The sequence below is a fragment of the Marinilabilia rubra genome (genome assembly GCF_003121985.1).
Lineage (GTDB): Bacteria > Bacteroidota > Bacteroidia > Bacteroidales > Marinilabiliaceae > Marinilabilia > Marinilabilia rubra.
Map to the genome: position 1 here is coordinate 1 of NZ_QEWP01000005.1, position 23,463 is coordinate 23,463.

A 23,463-nucleotide genomic window follows, 5' to 3' on the forward strand; every position below is an offset into this window, starting at 1 on the left:
CCTCAGTTAACATATATTCTGATCAAAACAGAAAATTAAAATCAAATGTCAATCAAGGCACTCTTTTTTTTTAGCAATTTTGCAGTTAATAATAAATCAAAAAGTCAACCTATATTAGGACGGCTCAACGCGGAACCCAAAACCCTGAACTCCCTTCTTCACACCCCCTAATCCCCTGAAAGGGGAACCTCCAACCCGCAACTCTCAAACTCATAACGCGAAACCAAACCACAGAACGCAGAACCCAAAGTCCCCTCTTGGGTGATTTAGGGGGCCCTAACCTCAATACAAAAAACCAAACAACCACAAAGGGATTCGGTTCCCCCGCCCGGTTTCTATATCATCAATCACCAGATAGGAATTGGCAATATCTTTAATCTGGTCAAAATTTTTGTTCCTTCCTCCAACTTCTATATAATATTTCCCATCTATCAGGAAGTCCCCTATTTCGCTATAGTCCACACGATGGTTCTGTCTCAGCTGTTGAAAAAGAAATGTTTCCCTCAAATTTCCTTTATCTGGTTTTTTATCGGAAAGGCTCATTAAAATATTCACATTCCCGGGGAATATCTTTTCCGCTTTTCTCATTCGCGCCAACCCGGTTTTTGAAGATTTCAACAATAAAATAATTCCTGCCCTGCTTAGTATCTCAAGATAATGGTACAATGTTTTTCTGTCCAGGCCAACCACAGAAGCCAGTTTAGACATATTAGGAACGAACGGTACATTGGAACTTATAATCTCGATCAATGATTTTAATTTAATAATATTCTTATATTCAACTCCGTGTGTAATTGGTATATCTGACTCCAACACGGTATTAATCACCTCCTGCAACCGCTTTGAATAATGAGTCCGGCTATCTTTGTAATAGGGATAGCATCCGTTGGAAAAGTACTCCTCCAATACTGCAAGCGGCTTCAATTTTTCACAAATATCCCGGCTGATTGACATGTGATTCGCAAACACATCATTCAATGAATAAGAAGGAAATCTAATACCATGCTCAAGTTCAACATACTCACGAAGCGACATTTCAGACACTAAATAACCTGAAACCCTTCTGCTTAAATCACCTCGCCCTTTGTAGATATCCAGGACAGAGGATCCTGAGAAAACAATCTGCATATCAGGATAACTGTCATACAAATTCTTAATTTCACCAGACCAGGAAGGATACTTGTGCACCTCATCTAAAAAAAGCACCTGGCCCCCATGGTTGTAGAAGTCTTCAGCAAAGTCAACCAAACGATGATTTGAGAAATAAATATCATCCAAACTTACATACAAAGCTCCCTTGTTTCCGGAATAATTCTCCTTCAAATACTGAAGCATCAGTGTTGTTTTTCCAACTCCTCGCGCTCCCAAAAGTGCAATTAACCGATCATTCCAATCGATTAATTCAAAGATGTAACGCTTAAACTCAAGGTCTGTATTCTTTAACAAACGGGAATAAATATCATATAACCGATCCATGATTATTGTTTTTGAGGAATCAAGTACACAAATATAAACTTATTTTGTACATTGAGAAGAACAGATCCTAAATATCTAATGATTTCATTCTACAATTTTCCAGTTCCCGGCTAACCTAATCTTTCGCCATATTTTGAGGCTGGGAGGACTTATTTGAGTCTCCTGAATCAGCAGGGAGGGGGCTTTTTGAACCATATAATGCATATACAGTACAGAATTGAAACAAACCTCGGTCGGAGCTTTGTTGCTTAATGTATTTCTCCAAATTGATTTTTACTATCCGGCTTTCACAGCGGAGCGGTAAAAAAAATTAAAACACCGTCTTCGTGACACTTTTTCTCCCCCTCGTTTTCCCACGAGGAGTTTATAACCGTCGTCTCCCGACGACAAATAAGACATCTCCCGCAGCTCCGCAGCTCAATCTTTACAGACCACATTCCGGCTACCGGTCTGCCACCGCTCCGCGGTTAAATAAAGGAATCGAAACAACAGATATTGCACATCACCTATAACTCACTGGAACAGGAATCACCAACCCCCAAATTCCATCATTACCGCAAGAAACAGACAACCCTGAACACAAAACTAAATACGGAACCCAAACCACAGAACGCAGAACTCCAAGTCCCCTTTGGGGGATTTAGGGGGCCCTTAGGGGGCTCTCTCCCTCCTTTCATCAAAGAAATTCCCTTATTTATCCAATCCTGTAGGCTTTTTCCTCATTTTTTGCAATCTTTGCGCATTGAAAATGAGTATACATCATCAACTGAAAACATTTCAGCCACGAATGGTGTTTTTAACGCCAATGCAACCTATTGGGAAAAGCAGCGTAACAGCACCAAAGAAAATTTCGTAAGTTATACCAAATTGAATGTAACCTGAATGCAACTCGGGAAAAACAGATATACAAATTCTAATAAGAAAGCCTACCGGAAACCGGTATTGGAGGTGGTGGAAGTGGATCGGGAGATTGTGTTGATGGCGCCTTCTACGGTCCCTCCTGATCCAGGAGTAGGTGGAACTGGAGGTCCAGCGGGAGTATCATCCTTCCCCTCGAAAAATACCACAAACACCCAACCACCCTCCAAATCATCCAACCCTTTTGGTGGTGGTACTCCGGATTACGAACGTTAGACTATAAAACCAAACATATCAAAAAGGCTGAATTCCCTTAATTGGAAATTCAGCCTTTTTTAGTTGATTTAAACTCGTAAAATCGTATTTAAGACCTAATGAGGTTCAAACAATAAACTCACCCGGTGGTTACAAACCTCCAAACGTGAAAAAGCCCCGCTTCCAACGTTTTGGAGCAAGGCTTTCAAACTTCACAGGGTTAATTGTGATATCTTTTACAGGGAGGCCCCTACTACTTTTTCAGTCTTAACAACACCACCGGCGGCTACTTTTACAATATACATTCCGCTGTTGTCCGATAAAGCAATCTCTGTTTCCTGATCAGTGGTGTTTTTTCGCTCTATCAAACGACCGTTCATATCCATCAACTCAACAACTGCATTTCCGGCACTCAGCAACTCATCGCTGATGGTCACTATTGCATATTCATCTTTTCCGACAATGGTAATGTCACCTTTAGCTGAGGACTCCGGATTTTCCACACTGGTCGGCACCTCTTTAACTTTATCAAGATGAAGCACAAACCGGTCGTGGTCATCGCCCATTTGGACAGGTGTATAAGCATATTCGTTGATATCCCTGAGATCGGTCCAAGCTCCTGTTACTTTATCTTCCAGCAATACATCATAGGTTACGTCGGTAAATTCATCAAGGTCAAAGACCAATCTGACTTCACCCTCTACACGGTTGCGAACACTCAATGCGTATGCATTTTCCTCAGCACTCAAAAGAGGCTGGCCATTGATGGCCAAAGCCTGGGTATTTAGGCTTGTGTATACTTCAGGAACTTTCTCTGAGCCATTGAAACGTTTCTCTGAATCTTCACTGCCTTTGCCGGTAATGAAACTGCCATTGAAATAAAGCACTGTAGCGTCCATTGTATGTGCATTCTCTGCCTTAATCCGGATCATTTCAAAGGAACCGTCTCCCGATGAAGCGCTCTTGAGAGGTGCATCGCTGTTCTTGACCCGGGCTGCCCGTTTTACAGTCAATGGAACAGCCGTTTCAGACTCCTGCTTCATCCATACCGACTGATACGGGGGGATGTGGCTCATGGTAGAAGCATCGTAACCATTAGGTTCTAATGTCCATACACCCGGCAATGCATCTCCATTATTGTTATAGGTCTGTATAATACGCTCACCTCCATAATTAATCCAACTCCAAATGGTATTGGAAAAACCGGCACGTGTCCATCCTGCTGGATCTTCCCAATCAATAGCTGTCGGGTATGGATTTCCTACCAGGTGATAACCGGGATCATCAGGCGTTACTGTCAAATCTGTATTTTGAACCGTCCCGGTGTAATCCAGATGTTTTGTATCTGTATAATAATACCCAACAATCCCCTGCATATCGCCTATCGGACGGTTGTTATCCACATCGGACTGATCCAGACGGATCCATTGCCAACGGTTATCAACCACCTCAAAAACATAAACGTAATCTTTGCTGACATCCTCTGACGGTTTGAACCATCCGGCTACAGTATTCTGAAGCGGGCTGCTCATATACCAGTAGTGATCGGGATCCAAAGTCAGTTTTACATTGACATTACCAGAGTTGGTCATAGTCTCGGGTAACATCAGTGAAGACAGGCTGGAATTGGTAGATTCCAGAACAATGGTGCCGGAATTATCCACATCGTTGGCTATTTCCAAGGTAGAACCAGCTCGTAAAGTAAGACTGGAATTAGCCTCCAGGCTCAAGTCCTTACAGAAAGCATCTCCGTTTATCACTGGTTGGCTACCGCCTGAAGGGCTTTCAGGAATGTCAATTTCTGTACTCAGTGAAGGAACATTCCCAGTTGCCCAGTTACCAGCAGTAAACCAATCCTCAGTATTTCCAACCCAACTGTAATTGTAGATCTGAACCCCGCCAATGGTAAAGTAATCTCCATCAACAAACTCGTTAAAGTTTAGCAAGGCATCAGACTGGATGGTTCCGGAATTTTGTCCGTTATCGGTAATATTGCCTCCTACGTTATCCCAGGCATCAGTAGAAAGATCTTCCCACGAAACTAATCTCAAATCCTGACGTTCTGTGGGATCAGCTGAAACACCGCTCTGAGAGTCCCAACGAACAGTAATATGAGCCTGTGTTGACTCCGAAGCTTTAACCTGCCAGTATTCGTTATTGCTGACAAACTGCAATGGAGACACAAAGGAGTTGGGATCAAAACCATCATTCCCGGGATTGTGATTAAAATAGGTCACTTCCCAAATGGAAGCAGAAGCCGTTTGTGTACTTGACACATTCAATTCACCTAACCGCCCGGAGGCACCGACGGGGAAATTAAACGAACCACCGGTATTGATAGATTTCTCGAAGGGGCCCCACACATATGAAGAAGCACCTCCACCCAAAACTGCATTAGCATCATAGCTGGTTACTGTAAAACGGCTTCCACTGATATTATTGACAACTCCCTCGGTAAGAGAAAGAACGCCTTCTGTTTCAACATCAGTTTTCACAGTTACCCCGAATGAATTATTGATCTCAAAGTGATTAAAAGCGTTGCCTCCTGTAAATGCAGATAATCCATCTATGTTTTGAGCCCCATTGCCGTTGAAAACAACTTTGGCATTATTCCCGTTACCGGCATCAAAGATTCCGGCATCAAAGATAAAGTCTCCGTTTAACGACAAAGTCCGGTCATGCTCATTAATCAGTGAAGGTCCGTCCAGTTCGATATCTCCGTAAACTTCCAAATCGATATTAGGAAGCCTGCGTTCACCTGAACCTGTAAACCTAAGGTTATTCACAAAAGTATTCTCGCTAAGAACATCATAATCATTGCTGCCACCATACTCCAGAGTACCTCCTGTGGCTGACAGGAATTGATCATAAACCCCGGCAGGCAATTCACCCCGTAACAAGCTCAAAGTGCCCTGACCGGTAACTTCTCCCAAGCGATGTCCAAAAGTACTGCCAATAGATAAAGTACCATTCTCCTGAATTTCGGTTTTGTAACTCACCTTATAATTATTCGTCATAGAGACATCATGGGCAATAATTACTGCTGATCCACGAGGGCCTCCGGCAGGAACAGTCCCACCGCTTGTTGGATAAGTATCCCAAATAGACCCGTCTCCCCAAATTCCGTCTGTTGTGGTGATATAAGTTGGCACCTGATCAGGAATAGCACCTTCACAAGATCCGGACTGATCCTCAACACCCGCAGTATAATCTCCACTTACACCATTATCATCGGTATTGGAAAAATAGAACATTAACAGCTCGTTAGATTCATCGAAACTATTGGCATCGTATTTATTCCAGTCCGTGCTGTTTCTCAGCAATCTTGCAGTTGCATAATCCGTTATATCGTATGAAGTTCCTGAAAGAGAATTATCAATCAATACATCATCCGAATAATACTTCATCGAAGCATTCCCGCTAAAGTTATTAACACCACTGGTTTCCAGTGTCCAATGATAATCCAGGACATTTTGTGTATCTGTAATATCGTTGCAGGGTTCATCATCGTCAACAACAGTTGGGTGCTTTTCGTCGGCTGCTTTCACCCTGATGAAACTACCGGCATCAAGCTGGTCAATATTGAACTCAACAGGTGTATATTTCCCAGTCGATCCAAGAGGGTAAATGAAAGTTGTTGCAGAACTTATTGCCGGAAACCATTTCTTAATGCCGTTATCAGTAAAAGAAATATTGGTTTGAATCATGTTTTCTTCAGAAAAAGCATTTGCCTCAATTATGTCAGCATCTACGGTAAGTTCCAACAGGTTTTTACCAATGTCAAAAACGCCACTTTCGAGCTGCAACGCACCATCAATATTAATGGTATTGCCTTCGGGAACAAAGACGCCCCCGGGATTATTAATAGAAAGTTTTCCAAAAACACCACTCCCCTGAAGATTCTGCTGAGTTTCACCGGCCAGGTAAATGCCTTTTCCGGAACCTCCCCAGGTATGTCCACCATTAAAGAAAACATCCCCTTCTATTGTTAAGGTGTTACCGCCGTCACTTAAAATACCGCTTTGATGGTCAAAAACATTTTCGACAGTTACATCATTATTCAGAGTAAGCGTTCCGGCATTGGTCTTGGACAAATTATAAAACACCGGAGAACCTGAAATCTGCTGATCAGAATCACTGTCAATATAAGTGGTATTCCCATTGGCCACAAAAGCCCCATTAGCAAATAAATCTCCACTCAGGTTTAAATCAAGACCATTGCCATTGAGTGAGGCACCTGATTCAACTGTTAAATCTCCGGAGACAGACATGGGAACAGTCCACATCTTCAATTCAGGATCGTTTCCACTACTATTATCCACCATTACATTTGGCAGATCTACCGTTGAATACACCCCGAGGGTTTCCCCCGATGGCGTATTGGTATGTCCAAAATGAAGAGTTGCCGAAGGATCCAATGCAGATGTTTCCGGATCCAGGTAAAAGGCAGCTGTTTCCGGATTGTTCTGTGATCTTACGATGTAAAAGTCACCTCCTGTTATCTCAAAATGGCTGCCATCATTGAGTATTTCAAATACTCCGCGATTATTCTCGGATGCTGTATTGTTCCCTGCAACCACGGTTCCTCCACTTTGAGAAAAACTTAAAATGCCTTCAGATGAAGTCAATCCCCGTCTTATCTGTGACCCTACAATTAAGCTACCGACAGATATATCAATGGCTGCATTACCACTGGCCGAGTATTGAATGTAATTATCGCCACCACTCATATCCAGGGTACCACCGCTAATTTCAATTGATCCGTCTAAAACAATACCGCTGTTACCATTGGCAAAAAGCTGTCCCTGAATAACCTCCAGCCCGGCAGTTCCGGGTATTACAAAATCATCATCACCGGTAGTAAGGTCAACATTAATACCACTGTTATTGAATATCAGTTTACCATTTTGCAGTTCCACAGCTTTAAGCTGATCAGCTCCATCAGTTGAACCAGTTAAATCAAAATTACTGTTAAGAGAAAATGAATGGTTATTATCTGTCCCCTTATTCATTATCAATCGATAAAACTGAGGAGTATCACTGCCATAATTGTTAACAAAGGTATTGTCAGAATCGCCCTGGAACTCTAATTCAACATTGGTTTTGGCCGGATCGCCATCACCTAACCGAATTCTGCCTCCATCATTAACTACAGTTATATCTCCTTTTGCAATTAACTTGTGAACTTTAGCTGATGCGGCGGCATTTTCAATACCGATTTCTGAATTAGCACTTCCCCGCACCCTGATGTCCTTTTCAACATTAAGGGTAACACTACCTGAAGCAGCGCCAGGGAAAAGAAACTTTCCATAACCAAGAGAAGAATGGCCAATATTCATATTCTGCTCCATGGTAATGGTATTATCGGAATCTCCATTGGCCACAACAATAACATCACTGGGAATTGTAAAACCACCATGAATGGTCACATCTGTATTTGGAAAACGAATTTTCCGGCTGCCATTACCATTTGAGAACCACATCTGGGGATACTCTGTCGCAGCAGCAGAAAGTGTTATATCTGCGTTAGCAGGAGCATTTTCCCAGCTATAAATCACCAATGCGTTGGGATAATTGTTAAATCCGCCAAAATCACCTCCCGGGAAGCTACTTGACCATGGATGCGCTGTTTTCCAGGCACCTGGTAATTGATAGTTCATTAAGGTTCCGCTATTACCATTTGAAGTATAGTCTGTAGCAATATTGTCAGAGCCACTTCCATCCAGTTTGTAATAAATATTAAGACCCGATTCAGTCCCACTCAATGATTCATCCATTGAGCCTGACAATTCATTTTTTGAACGGGCAATATTCCAAACCCGAACTTCAGAGATACTTCCATTAAAATAATTAGTAGGGCCTTTGTCTCCGTCATAAAAATTTGCTTCGGAGCCAACACCAATAAAGCCATACCTTGTCACTCCACTTCCAAAAGTACTTCCCCGTGAAGTTGAATTATCCAATACTCCATCAACATATATATAGGCATCACCATTATCATAAACAGCTGCAACATGGTGCCATTCTCCATCATCAATCCTGATAGTTCCTCCAAAATCCAGCTGACCGGCATCGGTCATAACATCAAAACCAACCTGTCCGGTACCGGCCCCCTCTCCATTTATCTCAAGACGCCAGAACTGGTTCCTGTCAAATGATGCAATCACCTGATCTGAACCATCATCTGTTTTTACCCATGCTTCAACAGTTAACTCCTGATGGCCTCCTCCACTATAATTATAATTCTGAATAGCAATATAGTCGTCCTGCCCATCCATCTGAAGAGATGTACTGGCATTAGAATATTCATCATCCACATTATACTGAACCACGGCACCATGCGTATTGTAATCGAGGACACCTCCCTTATGGGTGTCAGCAACATCAAACACGCTAAACACACTATTAAAAGAGTCATAGTTATTTTTTGAGCTAAATATAACTCTTGGACACCCGCTGCTCCATCCATTCTCATCATCGAAAATAACGGCAGCGGCCCGTTCTGCATTTCTTACTGTCACGATGCCGGAATAGCTAGTTCCAAAACGTCTGATTACTGCAATATCTCCAGCTTTAGGGTAATCTCCGGCACTGGGTCCTCCTCGTGAAAAAGACCAGGTATTATTATTGTCCCAATCTCCGTTCCTTCTTAAATAGAAAACATCGGGAGTCCCCTGAAAACGAGCAATAACACCTGCAGTGTAGCTAGCTTTTTCGAGAGTAAAACCAGTATCTGTTTGCCCATTGAAAGTAATGTGATTATTAGAAGTATTAACCCCTTCACTCTCCGAGGCATCCTCATCCTCATAAATACGGTCAAAAGGATAGGCATCTAAAACTTTCCCGGCCACGTAGTTGGACTCATTTCCGGCGACATCACCTCCATCATAGAATAACCGTAACCGGTCAATAGTAGGCATATTTTCAAAGCCTTCATAATCCAACTTCCAGTAATATTGTAATATATCCCCTCCAGATAAATCAGTAGTTTGTAACTCACTGTCAACAGGTGTCAACCTGATATATCCATCATCTACAACATTACTTAAAGTAATTTCTCCCGGCGTATATTTACCCAACATTCCCAGCGGAAACGAAAAGGTCGTACCATCGGAAGAACTGGCAGGAACATAAAGTAACAATCCTCCATCGGAAGCATTCCCTGAAGAAAAAAACATCTCTTCATTACTGTTCCCATCAGAAATATCGTAATTATTGGTAGTCAATCCATCATGAAGGTAATCCAATTTAAGGGTATTGGATTGCAGGTTAATCCTGCCATGGAAGTAAGCAATCCTTTTTACATAAACATCGCTTGAGAAAGAGATAATATCCGTTTGGGGGTTTGGATTCATTTTAACATTACCCAATACAGCACCCTCTTCTGTATTAATATTAAGATCGGCATCTTTCATCATAACCATTGCCCAGGGATGGGTCGTTCCAGGTTCCCATACACCACATTCTCCCTGTAAACCAATGGTAAGCGGACCATAAAGGCGGAAAGAACTACGCCCCTGATCCAGAATTCCTGATTCAACCGTTAAATCATCTTCTATACGCACCAGTCGTGCATGCCAGTGATTTCTATTGTTATCATCCTGATATTGTGCTGACTTCTGATTATCACAAACAACTGTAACCTTACTACCAGGAGTTTTCTCTACCGTCAAATCATGAAAAAACTGTTCAAAACCATCTGAGCTATTGTATCCAATGTAAAACTCGCCATCTTCAGAACCATTGAATACAGTATTGTTTGGTTTGGACTGATCATACAAATAGCCAATATTATAATCATTCCAAGTATCACTCAACCCACTATCATCAAAGGTTTTTCGTTGAGCATCCCTGTCGATGTAAAAATCACGCCCCACAAATACATCATTCCCATCGTGATTCAAAAATGCATCAGCTTCAATGGTAAGATCATTTAGAACTCTAAGGGGTTGTGCGGACAAGTTTTCATCAGAGGATCCAACATCTACTCCATCAGCAAGAATATGCTCACCGCTACCTCCTGAAGTGTTTCTCAAAATCACATTCCAAAAAGGAGCTGTTGAAGTTATTGGGAAATCATTTCCGTCCCCAATATCCATTATCACGGTACCGCCGGAAACATTATAATTGGTTTCATCTGAAGCAATAAAAATGGCTCCTTTACCTTCAGTTTCATGAATGTGCAAAGTACCACCGGTCATATTGAAAACATTTCCAGAATAGGAAAGATTAAAACAATAATAATCATTAGTAGTATTAGCCCCCAGGATATTAACCACTCCTCCACTCTGAACATAACCACCTACATTATCAGTTCCAAGAACAGATGTGCGAAGTTGATTAATATTTAAAATACCCCCTTCAACCTTCACCAGACCATTTGAACGAGTTGTAATTCCACTGCTTATTTTGGCTTCCAACAAACCGGAACTAACCAAAATCTTACCATAAGGAACAATGGCAGATCCGCTGTTTTTAAAAACACTTCCACCATCAATCCACAAACGGGCATTTTCATTAATGTTGTAGTTGCCTCCGGTATTCAATACAGGTATACTCACATTACTTTTAATACGCACAGTTCCGTTCAATAAACCAAGGGCATTATCATTTTCTGGCAATTGAGGGGTATCTCCATGGCTGTCCCCTGCATAACCGTAAATGTTAAAATACGATGAATTAGTCGCCTCCAGAATCAATTCATAAGTGGCATCACTGCCTTTATCAATTTCGACACGGTAAAAAGTAGCCGGACCATCTATGAAAACTGTTTGGTTTTGACTATCGCTTAAGAAGTTGGCATCTACAATCCCATTGGTAGCTTCGCTGCCATAGTTTGCAGCGGTACGATTGGTAAACTCAACTGTGCCTTTATTGGTGAAATCACCATAAAAATTAAATTGGTGACGGGCATTGGCTGACCCGGTCAAAATTGCCCCATTGCTTTCAACCACAACGTCGCCATTGGCTGAAATATTAAGATTTGTGGCACTTGCATCATCATTTATCTGAAGGGTTCCTGAGGTAATCCTCAACTCACCATTGATGGTGTAATCATTAAGCAAGGTTAATTGAGAAACCGGGGTGTCCATATCAATTTCCAGGTTGAAGAATTCCCTGGAAGTGGCCAGATTAAATCCCGATCCGTAATACTCTACAGTTCCTTCTCCCTGTCCTTCAGAAATAAAATCGGTGGCATCCCCCGTGGGGAAATGATCTCCGCTAAGTAGTATTCGCCCACGGCCCTTAATCGCTCCAAAACTGTGTCCGGATGAAGATTGAAAATCAAGACGTCCGTCAACGGTAATGGTATTGTGGGTTTTGTTATCGCTGGAAACAGTGACCGTTTTACCAGTTAAAACCACCACCTTATCAGCATTAGCTGTAGGGGAGGTTGATGGCGTAAGTTGATTGGGGTTGTTGGGCAAAGCTCCTGATGGGTCCAGTGTCCAAACTTCCCAGTTATCCCAATCTCCGCTGATAAGGGTATACCAGGTGCGTCCGGATTCTCCTTCCAGTGGAGAGTTTGCTTCATCAACCGTTCCAAGAGTATAATAACCATCACTCAGATCTGCATCATTGACAGCAAAATAAATCTGATCGCCATTTTGGACACCTCGCCCCGCCACGGTAACCGTATCATAACTACCTGCCAATGAAGCTTTATACATCAATCGGTAATTCTCAATATTGGAAGGAAAATCACCACCAATTCCCTCGCTTAAATCAAAGGCAATTTTGGCATCTACAGTTCCTGTTTTATCAACATACCAATCCCTGCTCCAGGTAGCTTCAACCTCGGAATGCAATACTGAGGGACTACTATTAACAGAATTGGAACTGCCATCATGTGCGGCAAAAATATATTCCCCATTATTGAAGTTACCATTCTGAGTTATTACCAGTCCATCCGACTCCAGAACCGTTGTACCATCACTCTCTTTCCCCATACCTGTCAGGGCCTGAATATATGAGCCATCCTCTGGAACAAAAAAGTCTGTGGAAAGATTTGCATCAAGACCATACTTCTGAGCGAGATAAATTTCAATAACTGTTCTTTGAGCCTGCTTTAGTGAGGATCCGTAAATTATTATTTCAGCAATATCACCATCATAATCCTGATCCTCTCCATAACCAGCGTCAACACCATCCTGTTCCCCACCAATAGCGAAAGAACCATTCTCATAAAGCGAGACTCCTGAACGATGATTGGTTGAATATAACTCAGAACCATTCAGATGCATCAATAAGCGACCATCTGAATTACGCCACTGATGAGAAAACACATTCCAGGCTCCATCATTAATTGACTGGCCGGAATTATCCTGACTTCCATCTATGTAGGTCCTGAACGACCCGGGCTCAATGAAAAGATAATTATTTGCTGACCCTGCACCTTCATATGAGAGTAAACCATCATCATCATTGCTGCTGGTTTTTAATACCATGAATACAGCAACAGCCTCAGTGGGCATATTGAATGGATTTCTGAGAATTCTGTTATTGTTTTTAGAGAATTCCAGATAACTGTGACCATTCAATGCACCTCCCCTGTATAAAGGGGAAGTAGAGGAAGCAGCACTAAGGGTCTGACTTTTCCCCGAAAAATCAGTCCAGTTAAGCACATCATCACCGTCATTCAATGACAGAGAATCCGGCAATAACCAAAGAAACAACTCTGGTTGGCCATCGCTACCATCAGTATTACCAATACCCCCAGGCACTGATTGGGCTAAAATCCCAATAAAACTGAAGATATATAAAAAACTAAGGAGTAAAATTCTTGATTTCATAATTTTCACTTTATATATAACCCTGTTCAAAAAGTAAATTTTGAGCATCCAAATTTATTAATGTATACGCGATTAATACATAAGAGCTTTCTTTATTTGGCTATCGTCTCTTCAGATTAGATTAAAACACCCTTTTTTAACATTAAAGTAACTACAATAGGAAAAGCCCCGCTATCCAACGTTTTGGAGCGAGGCTTTCAAACTTCACAGGGTTAATTGTGATATCTTTTACAGGGAGGCCCCTACTACTTTCTCAGTCTTCTGCTTTCCACCAGCGCTTACTTTGACAATATACATTCCGCTGTTGTCCGGTAAAGCAATCTCTGTTTCCTGCTCAGTGGTGTTTTTTCGCTCTATCAAACGACCGTTCATATCCAACAGGTCAATAATTGCATTTCCGGCACTCAACAACTCATTGCTTATCGTTACTAACGCATATTCATCTTTCCCGACAATGGTAATATCACCCGCAGCTGAGGACTCCGGATTTTCCACACTGGTTGGCACCTCTTTAACCTTATCCAGATGAAGCACAAACCGGTCGTGGTCATCGCCCATTTGGACAGGTGTATAAGCATATTCGTTGATATCCCTGAGATCGGTCCAAGCTCCTGTTACTTTATCTTCCAGCAATACATCATAGGTTACGTCGGTAAATTCATCAAGGTCAAAGACCAATCTGACTTCACCCTCTACACGGTTGCGAACACTCAATGCGTATGCATTTTCCTCAGCACTCAAAAGAGGCTGGCCATTGATGGCCAAAGCCTGGGTATTTAGGCTTGTGTATACTTCAGGAACTTTCTCTGAGCCATTGAAACGTTTCTCTGAATCTTCACTGCCTTTGCCGGTAATGAAACTGCCATTGAAATAAAGCACTGTAGCGTCCATTGTATGTGCATTCTCTGCCTTAATCCGGATCATTTCAAAGGAACCGTCTCCCGATGAAGCGCTCTTGAGAGGTGCATCGCTGTTCTTGACCCGGGCTGCCCGTTTTACAGTCAATGGAACAGCCGTTTCAGACTCCTGCTTCATCCATACCGACTGATACGGGGGGATGTGGCTCATGGTAGAAGCATCGTAACCATTAGGTTCTAATGTCCATACACCCGGCAATGCATCTCCATTATTGTTATAGGTCTGTATAATACGCTCACCTCCATAATTAATCCAACTCCAAATGGTATTGGAAAAACCGGCACGTGTCCATCCTGCTGGATCTTCCCAATCAATAGCTGTCGGGTATGGATTTCCTACCAGGTGATAACCGGGATCATCAGGCGTTACTGTCAAATCTGTATTTTGAACCGTCCCGGTGTAATCCAGATGTTTTGTATCTGTATAATAATACCCAACAATCCCCTGCATATCGCCTATCGGACGGTTGTTATCCACATCGGACTGATCCAGACGGATCCATTGCCAACGGTTATCAACCACCTCAAAAACATAAACGTAATCTTTGCTGACATCCTCTGACGGTTTGAACCATCCGGCTACAGTATTCTGAAGCGGGCTGCTCATATACCAGTAGTGATCGGGATCCAAAGTCAGTTTTACATTGACATTACCAGAGTTGGTCATAGTCTCGGGTAACATCAGTGAAGACAGGCTGGAATTGGTAGATTCCAGAACAATGGTGCCGGAATTATCCACATCGTTGGCTATTTCCAAGGTAGAACCAGCTCGTAAAGTAAGACTGGAATTAGCCTCCAGGCTCAAGTCCTTACAGAAGGCATCTCCGTTTATCACTGGTTGGTTACCGCCTGAAGGAACTTCGGGAATGGAAACTTCTGTACTAATGGAAGGAACAGTATTACTTGCCCAGTTTGAGTCGACAAACCAGTCATCGGTAGCACCTATCCAACTGTAATTGTAAACCTGAACACCACCAATGGTATAGTAATTCCCATCCACAAACTCGTTAAAATTTAGTAAGGCATCAGATTGAATGTTTCCTGAGTTTTGTCCGTTATCGGTAATACTACTACCGGCTTCTTCCCACCTATCGGTGGCCTGATCTTCCCAGGAAACCAGTCTCAGATCATCACGCTCCCCTGCATCAGCTGAAACACCACTTTGAGAGTCCCAGCGAACAGTAACATGGGCATTAGCTCCATCAGGGCCTTTTACATTCCAATATTCATTGCGGCTTACAAACTCAATAGGTGCAGCATAAGACTCGGGATCAAAACCTGCATCTCCCGGATCGGCATTAAAATAGCGAACCTGCCATGGAGCAGCAGCACCTGTTTGAGTTGAAGATATCTCCAACTCACCATACCGGTTTCCGGCACCCATAGGGAAAGTAAATGAACTTCCATTGTTGACCAGCTTCTCAAAAGGTCCCGTTATGTAAGAAGAAGAACTTCCTCCTGTAACAGAAGCAGAAGACGCATTCATTAATGCCAAACGATTGCCAAGGGAATTATTAATCACCCCTGAAGTAAGCGATAAGCTATTATCAATTTCCACATCCGTTTCTATAACGATCCCTGAAGTATTGTTGACGCCAAAATTGTAGAAAGTATTACCACCGATAAATCCGGTAAGTCCGGTAACATACTGAAGAGCATTGCCATTAAAAATCCATGATGCATCACTTCCGGTACCGGCATCAAAGGTTCCCGAATTAAACTCAAAATCTCCTCCAAGCCCTATAGACCTGTTATGCTCATTAATTAAGTCAGCACCGGAAAGCAAAACATTGCCATTAATCTGCAAATCAATATTTGGCAAACGGCGCTCACCGGTTCCACTGAATATCAAATTATTGACATCACTAAAACTACTGAGGACGTCATAATTTCCATTACCGGTAAATTCAAAGGTACCAGACAGCAAAAAGTTGTCGTAAATACCGGCAGGTAAATTTCCGCTCTCAAGTTTAAGGATTCCTTCTCCGTCAACCTCTCCAAACCTGTGACCAAAAGTTTGGCCCACAACCACTTCTCCACCGGCATTAATAGTGGTTCGGTAAGATGAAACATAATTGGATGGGATGGTCACCTGATGATCAACATACACCATGGATCCCCGAGGCCCTCCGGCAGGTACAGTTCCGCCGGGGACAGGGTATGTATCCCAGATGGTTTCATCCGTCCAGTTACCACTAGTCGTTGTGATATATCCGGGCACCTGATCGGGGATTGCTGTTTCCAGCCCCGCAGTGTAATCTCCACTGATGCCAACATCATCGGTTCCCGAAAAAGTAAATACCAGTTCCTGATTACTCTCATCAATAACATCTGCACCACTGTACTTTTCCCAATTTCCCGATCCATCAGACAACAATCTGGCGGTCCAGTAATCGTTTATGGTATTGGGGGCTTCTACTTCAACATCACTATTAACATATTTCATTCGGGCTGTGGCACTGAAACCAGTCAAACCATCAGCTCTTAATACCCAATGATATTGCAAAACATTATTGGGATCTGAAACACTTGGATGTTTCTCATTCGATGGTTTAACAACAATACTTCCTCCCGTAGCGCTATTATTTGTAATATCAAAAGTCACCGGAGTATACTTCCCGGTTGATCCCATTGGAAATACGAAACCAGCTGCTCCGGTTGGAAGGATTTTTTTAACTCCATTATCTGTAAAAGAAATATTGGTTTGAATCATTTTGCTTGCCGAAAAAGGTGCAATACCAGCGACTTCTTCTATTTCACAATTTTCTCCTAAAGCCAGGAGATTTTTATCAATGTTAAATATACCCCGTTCCATTCTCAGGGAATTGATAATGGTTAAATCGTTGCCTAATGGAACATTCACTCCCGAGCTGTTATTAATGGTCAGTTTTCCGAAAGTTCCGTTTCCGCTTAACAATTGAGCATTACTCCCATTTAAGGACACACCTTTACCAGCCCCACCATATTGATGAATACCATCAAAGAAAACATCGCCCTGAACAAAAACAGTATTGCTGTTATCAATCAGAGAACCTTGATTAATGCTCATATTGTTGGCAACATTAACCGCTGTCACACCAGAAGACAGGATAAAATCCGTACTGCCATCTTTTTGCAAGTTGTAGAATGTGGTATTGCCCGAGAGGGTTTGATCTGTCAAACCTGTAAAGAAAGTATTATTACCTCCGGCAACGAAGTCGCCATCATTTGTAAAATTGCCATTCAATGTTAAATCAAGACCATTTGCATTAAATACAGCTCCTGCATCAACAGTTAAATTGTTTAACTCCAGGGGAACAATCTGCATAAGAACCTCGGGGTTGTTGCCTGAAACATTATTAACAATAACATTCTCAAGAGGCACAGAGGAGTATAGCCCAAGAGATTGAGCTGCCCCGGTGTCTGTATTTCCAAATGTTATTGAAGATCCTGCCCCCAGAGTAACATCATCATTCGCAATATCCAGATAAAAGGATGGAACAGATGAGTTAGCAACACTATTAGCGATGATTAACTCAGCGCCATCTACCTGTGAAAAAGTTGAGGTGTTCAAAAGTTCCAACATCCCCCGGGCAGCCTCACCTCCCTGATCGGCATTTGACCCAATTACGATTTCTGAATTGGAATGGTTTTGGTTAAAATGCAGGATTCCATCTTCGGTGGCCGGGTTGCGACGAATCTGGGATCCAACATACAAATGTCCCTGATTCATAACAATAGTTGAATTACCGGAAGCAGTGTATTCGATGTAATTGTTCACTCCGCCGTTTATATACCAGTAAGTATCCCATCCAATACTAATTTTACCATCTAACCAAATACCCGTGTTATCGCCTGTTACCCTGACTGTACTCTGAGTTCCTGTATACAACTCAGCTTCTGCAGGAATTCGGAAGTCTGCTCCACCCGAAGAAAGTGTCACATCGATACCGGCGTCTCGTAACTGCAACCTTCCACTAATTAACTCAAGGGCTTTTGTATCACCATCGGATGGGCCATTGAGCGTGAAGTCATCTTCAAATGAAAAGCTTTTATTTTCCATTTTATTCATGACAATGCGGTAAAAATCTGCAGTTGCCTCTGGAGCTTTTTCGAAAGACTTTCCAGCTTCGCCAGTAATTTCTAGGATAGCATTGCTTTGACCATCATTGTTAGTAAAAAGATCAATTAGTGAGTTATCATCACGCAATTGAATATTTCCATACACAATAAGTCGATGTTTCAAATCAGAATTGCCTCCTTCTTCAACTATTATCTGGTTATTTGTATAAGCAGCCCCATCTGTGTCCATTGACAAGTCTCCTTGTACTGTAAGTGATCTGTTGTTTCCACTATTAGGAAAAATAATCCGCCCAGCATTATCTGTTCCGATACCTCCCACTCTCAGCGAATCAAGCACCTCAACATCACCAGCACCACCATCATTTAAACGCAGAGTTCCTCCGTATCTTACATTCAGGTTTTCACATGTGATATCAGTAATAAAAGTAACTGATCGCGAATCGGTCCAGTCAGGGGAAGAACCTGGAATACTTAACCTGGGAAATCTTGTTAAATTGGTTGGTGCAATTACATTACCTTCATTAGACCGCATAATAAAGCTGGCACCTTCTGTCTCAACAAACTCACCAAAATCTCCCTCAAAAAGAGGTATATTGGAATTCTCCATTTGAAATTGTACTTCTCCATCCCCGGAAATCTTCCCATTAACCCTCAACCCTCTTGTGGGAGGAATAATTAAACGGCTCATTTCTGATTCGTTTGCTCCGGCTTCAGGATTTTGTTCAAGAACTAACGCCGCAATTTCAACCGGATTAGAGGGAGTGCCTACATTCAATGTAACCCTATGGCGAACATAGCTTCCTGGACTTCCTTCATATCCAATTTTTACAATATCATAAGGTCCGGGAGCAGAATTAGCCTTAGCTCCACCATAACTTTCATTAGACCAAGTATTTTTAGAACTCCAATCACCGTCCTGACGGCTATAAAAAATCTTTAGATTATTAAACCCGGAAGGATTTCCGACTGTAAAATCTCCTCCAACCATTCCTACGTCGTAAAAATAGGCATCCGGAGTAGCATCATCATTATTTTTTACCCAATCGGTTGTATTTTCCAAAAGTTTCATAACCTGCCAACCGTTATCAAAACCACTTAAATAGGTCAATTTATAATTCACGGAGGAAGAGTTAATTCCATCAAATCCATCGACTGATGCAACCCAATAGTATTCCAGAGCATTTCCAGAGGAAGCTGCAGGGTGTCTTCTATCAACACCTTTCAGTGTAATTTCACCTTGGGTAATTCCCGGATTTCCGTCTATAAATACACTTCCAGTATTAAACCCTGTTGAAGATCCTATAGGAAAAAACAGGACTTCCTCACTTGAATAAGAGCGATCTTCCAAATTCACAAATAAAGTAAGACCTCCATCAGAGGCATTCCCTGCAGTTTTAAACATTTTAGATCCAGAATAGCCACTACCATTAATTCGCCCTGAAATATCAAGGTTGTAAACATCAAGATCCATTACACCATTAACTAGTGTAAATTCAGAAACATTAATGTCACTCAACAATAAAGCACCGTTGTTATTATCCAGTTCAATATGGCCAAAATCCTGCTCTTTACTTAAAGCACCCTTTATGGTCTGTTGTGAACTCCCATTAAGTCTTATCCGGCCAGGGTTATTATCTGTGGCTATCATCTGACCGTCAACAATCTCAACATTGCCACGCACATCCACCAGATACTCATCCACATCAAATTCTCCGCGTAAAACAGTCAGATTACCTTCAATCAACAGAGGAGAATCAGCAGAGGCTCTTCCATTGCTCACCACTTCAACCCGGTGAAAAAGGGAAGTATTGTAACGCTGATCTTTGGCCAATTCAACGTCATTCAAAGTTAATTCATGAATTGTATTTGTGTTCCGAATGTAAATATTAGAACGTCCACTGCCTATAAAACGGGTAGTATTGCCTCCGTGGGTATATGTTCCCTTGTCATTCAGATCAAAATCCCCACCAATAGAAACATCGTGGCCGTTGGCTGTAAGTGTTGCATTGGATTGAATTTCCAAATCATTCAGCACAGTCAGTGGTTCCTGCAAAGTAAGGGAAGAACCTCCATTTATGACCAAATTATAGAACGGAGCAGTGGATAAAACCTCCGTATTGGAACCTGAATTAATGTAAACAGTACCGCCTGAAACATTGTAATTACCAATCGAACTGGCAATATGAATTCCATTAGGGTCATGACCACTGGTACCATCAACATACAATGCTCCTCCGGTCATAGAAAAAGTCATATCTGCATTATCAAGATTGAGCAACGCCCGTCCCCCATCTGAACCATATTCATCGGTTACTCTAACTTCTCCTCCATTGAGCACAAATGAGAAATTACCTTGTGAAGCAGAACTACTTATTGCAATTTGATTGGCTTCTAAAACACCTCCGTCAACCTGAATAATTCCCGGAGCCTCATCTCTAAAGTTTATGGCTTCACCTTTTCCAAGGTAAAAATAACCATTGGAAACCTGTAACTTCCCATATGGGTAAAGCCCCTGCTGGCTGCCTCCGGTGTTAATACCATCCGGCGCCCCATGAGTCATACCTGAGAAATCCGTGTTCTCATCGGCAGAATTTTGCACATAAACATCGGGGCCATCAAGTACCAGACCGGCCCTCTGACCAATGGTGTAATCCCGACTCCCTTCGGTCAAAGATGGAATAAAAACACTCCCGGTCAGTCTGAGTGTTCCATTTTTGATCCAAAGTGCCTTGCGATTTTCCGGATGTGCAGAATCGGTATCATCCCATTGTTCATCGTTTTCACCAAAAAGTGCAAAATAGGCTTTATCATCGGCGTATAATTCCAATTCATATGTGCGGTCGTTGCCTTTGTCTACCACCAGATTATAAAGGTCAGTGGTGTTATTACACAAAAACCCTTTATTGGAAGCTCCATAAAACACCATTGAAACAGCACCATTTGTGGCTCTGGAATTATAATCAGGAGCCAACAGATTAGTAAGTCTTACTACTCCGTTATTTAGAAAATTTCCACCAATTCTAAACTGGTGAAAGCCTTTGTGATAGTTACCATAACCGGATTGGAGGGAAGAACTGTAAGCATCGGCAGTTCCTACCGACAATCTACCATTTGAGTTAACAGTTACATCTCCCGCAACATCGAGCATTAAAGGATTGGTATTTGCATTATCGTTAATTTGCAAATCCCCGGTTTTTACAGTAAGATTCCCAACTATGGTGTAATCCGTTTCAAGAATTAATTTGGTGGTCGGGGCATCCATCTCTACTACTACATCATTAAATGTCTGCGATGTAGTAAGATCATAACCCGCTCCATATAATTCGACGGTTCCATTTCCCTGTGCATTAAATGCCGAAGCATCCCCTGAAGGGAAATTATCAGCCTGTATAAGAATTCTTCCGTTACCGCTTATTTCACCAAATGAATGGCCCGTTGTAGCGTTGAGATCCAGACGACCATTCACTTCTATTGAAGCATTATTCAAATTATCGGATGTTACATCAACGGTACGACCATTTAAAATGACCACCTTGTCGGAATTTGAAGCAGAAGGGGTCAAATTATTGGGGTTATCGGGCAAAGCTCCTGATGGATCCAATGTCCATATTTCCCAATTATCCCAATCACCACTTACCAGACTGTACCATATCTTCCCCGGTTGTCCCTGCACAGGGCTTCCTGTTTGATCCAATGAACCAAAAGTATAGTACCCATTTTGCAAGTCCGCATCAGGCACACTGAATAAAACCTCTGCACCATTAATGCTGGTGGCAGTAGTCACCTGGCTATAAGCTCCGGTAGTACCCGATCGATACAACAATACATAGTCATCGGGACTATGAGGATGGTTACCATTTTCAAAACCCTCTGCAATATTAAAGACAAACTGCGAATTCAGACTACCTGTTTTTTCAACATACCAATCTCTTTTCCAGGCAGATTCGGCACCAGAACCAGTAATATCTGATCCATAACGAATATTGGCTTCATTATTTACAGCATTGTTATGTCCGAGGAACAAATAATCTCCATTATCGAAATCTCCGTCCTGAAAAAGCGTTAATCCTGCAGAATAAGCCTGATTTTGTGCTCCATCACTCTCTTTCCCTAGTCCTGATATATTATGCACCCAGGCAGGATCGCCTCCGGAAAAATAGTCATTGGCAATAGTGATGGCATATTTTTGCGAGATATAATTTTCCAGAACAGCACGTGAAGCTGAGTTAAGCACTTCTGCAAACAAAAAGACTTCGGCAACCTTTCCATCCCACGAACCGTTTGCATCTTTGGGCCCCTGCCCAACAATAAGTTTGGTGGAGTTTGTGATAGTCCCCGACAAAGCACCATCATCATCAGTTAAAACATCGGTACTACCATCTACAAACAACCGAATACTTCCCCCGTCAGTCCACTGAGATGATATTAATTGTGGTGAGGTTGTCTGAATATTTTCAGAAGATTCAATTTGCACTTGGCCATTACCGGTGCGAACTCCAATCTTAATTACATCGTCTCCTCCTCCATTGGCACCAGAATCATCGTATCGTACCGCAAAAACATCATCGCCACCATCCGGATCTTCAGTGTCAAAAAAACCGGCATCAGTATTTGTAACATCAGATTGCACAACAGCAAAAAATGAGAAACCATCCAGTCCGTTGAAGTAGGACTCGCCGTCATCATCAATCAGGGACATATCAGAACCGTCAAATTCTATTGCCGAATGTCCATTTATCGAAGAAGTTTTAAAGACTGGTTGTTCAGATATTTGTGCCTGAGAAAAATCATAGCTATTACCTGAAAGATCATTCCATACACTTACATTGTCATTATCAGATAAAGAAAGAGAATCGGCATTTAGCCAGAAAAGAAGTATTGGCTGGCCATCATCACCATTAACATTTCCAATTCCACCAGGCCCGGTTTGAGCCACTCCTGAAAAAGAAAACATGCTAAAAATAATTATACCCAATAAATAAATAACCCTGTTCATAATTCGAATTTTTAATTCGTCCAGTTAACCTTGATTTCATTAACGTATTGGCCGCTGCAAAGATCCTTATATTTGGTTGCATGCTCGATTTTTTAGACCAATGTCA

Annotated in this window: 4 protein-coding genes; 1 reads left to right on the forward strand and 3 read right to left on the reverse strand. The window is 42.1% G+C overall.

The genetic code is table 11. The features are described from left to right. Positions 1–282: 282 nt before the first annotated feature. Complete coding sequence (locus tag DDZ16_RS07665; protein ID WP_109263868.1) at positions 283–1,476, reverse strand: ATP-binding protein; 1,194 nt, start codon at positions 1,474–1,476, stop codon at positions 283–285. Between the two features lie 882 nt (positions 1,477–2,358). On the opposite strand from DDZ16_RS07665, the gene DDZ16_RS07675 reads away from it, so the two are divergent. Next, a complete protein-coding gene (locus tag DDZ16_RS07675; RefSeq protein ID WP_109263870.1) occupies positions 2,359–2,610 on the forward strand; it encodes a hypothetical protein in 252 nt (83 codons plus the stop codon). Positions 2,611–2,825: 215 nt separating this feature from the next. Here the strand turns inward: DDZ16_RS07675 and DDZ16_RS07680 are convergent, their stop codons facing one another. Together DDZ16_RS07680 and DDZ16_RS07685 are read right to left on the reverse strand one after the other, a co-directional pair. Then, positions 2,826–13,382 (reverse strand): LamG-like jellyroll fold domain-containing protein, encoded by a 10,557-nt coding sequence (locus DDZ16_RS07680; RefSeq protein WP_158275627.1) that lies wholly within the window; start codon positions 13,380–13,382, stop codon positions 2,826–2,828. A 228-nt stretch (positions 13,383–13,610) separates the two neighbouring features. Continuing rightward, positions 13,611–23,357, reverse strand: coding sequence for a T9SS type A sorting domain-containing protein (locus DDZ16_RS07685; RefSeq protein WP_109263872.1), 9,747 nt, complete (start codon positions 23,355–23,357; stop codon positions 13,611–13,613). Positions 23,358–23,463: the final 106 nt, after the last annotated feature.

Bases quoted from the DNA above. Each gene is read 5' to 3' on its own strand.
- DDZ16_RS07665 (WP_109263868.1), bottom strand. From the start codon at position 1,476: ATGGATCGGTTATATGATATTTATTCCCGTTTGTTAAAGAATACAGAC.
- DDZ16_RS07675 (WP_109263870.1), top strand. From the start codon at position 2,359: ATGCAACTCGGGAAAAACAGATATACAAATTCTAATAAGAAAGCCTAC.
- DDZ16_RS07680 (WP_158275627.1), bottom strand. From the start codon at position 13,382: ATGAAATCAAGAATTTTACTCCTTAGTTTTTTATATATCTTCAGTTTT.
- DDZ16_RS07685 (WP_109263872.1), bottom strand. From the start codon at position 23,357: ATGAACAGGGTTATTTATTTATTGGGTATAATTATTTTTAGCATGTTT.